The sequence below is a fragment of the Marinobacterium lacunae genome (genome assembly GCF_000705555.1).
In the GTDB taxonomy this organism is placed as follows: Bacteria; Pseudomonadota; Gammaproteobacteria; order Pseudomonadales; family Balneatricaceae; genus Marinobacterium_D; species Marinobacterium_D lacunae.
In genome coordinates this window covers 1-1,091 of sequence record NZ_JMQN01000049.1, presented here as the reverse complement: position 1 = coordinate 1,091, position 1,091 = coordinate 1, and the positions used below count along the sequence as shown (strand labels likewise).

At 63.0% G+C, this 1,091-nt stretch carries 1 protein-coding gene; it reads right to left on the bottom strand.

The features are described 5' to 3' along the window. Positions 1–1,091 (bottom strand): alginate export family protein (locus tag ADIMK_RS22140; protein WP_036190865.1); only part of this gene is annotated, 1,091 nt, incomplete at both ends.

Below are 1,091 nucleotides of genomic sequence, written 5' to 3'. Positions count from 1 at the left end.
CAGATATCGATCTCGCTGGCATCGTTGCTGCCGGAGCCGCCGACGGTGTCGCTGAAGTCGAAGTAGGAGGCACCCACCGTCAGCATCTCGGTCGGGTTGGCTTTCACACCCAGATAGTGAATGTCGGAATCGGTGCCGAAGGGACCGGCGTAGTTGGCCGCCACTTCACCCTGGAACCAGGTGCCGTAACCGCGGTTGAAGCCGAAGAACAGAGGGTCGTAGCCTTCGTCATAGCTGGTGTAGCGGTAGTTCAGGCTCGGCGACCAGGGCAGGTCAGCAAAGGTCCAGCCCGCCTCGGCGTACCAGGCATTGGCATCCGGGTTGCTGTTGCCCTGGGACTGATCCACGTACTCGGCGGAGAGGAACAGGTTCTCGACCCCGGCGTTACCCTGGAAGCGAACGCTGGTGGTCTTCTGGCCGTCGCGGCCGTCGTAGCCGAAGAACGCGGCTTCGTTATCGTCCACATCCAGCCCCTTCAAGTGCATCAGGCCGAAGGTGCCCTTGTCGGTGACGTACTCAAGGTTGATCCCGGCCATCTCGACACTGGCCTGGGCCGGGTTGTCGGACTCGAACCAGAACAGATCGGCACGCGGGCCGGACTCACCACCGACACGCAGCACGGCGGTATTGTCGAACGCCTTGCGCGCGGCCAGCCAGTAGGCGCCGCCACGGTTGGCGCTGAACCCCGGCACGATGCCGTCCAGCCCCTCGCCCATGTTCAGGGAGTCACCGTTAAGGATGAAGCCATCACCGATGGTCAGGTTCTGGCGGCCGAAGGAGAACTCGACCATATCGGTGCGGTAGCCGACGTACAGGTCTTCGATATCGGTTTCACGCTCGTCACCGGTAGAGAGGCCCGCGGCATCGCCGTCGCCCCAGGTGCCGGAGGTGACGGCATTGACCGCACCGAACAGGCTGCCGTTGCCCAGTGTCTTGCTGCCGGAGAAGCCGTACTTGGCATAGCCCTCGGTCCAGGCGGGGCTGGATTCGCTGTTGCCGTAGGTCTCTTCGCTGCTGAAGTGGCCAAGGATCACCTCGATATCCAGGTTCAGCTCGGTGCCGTCCTGATTGTACAGGTTGTAGGCGGAGGC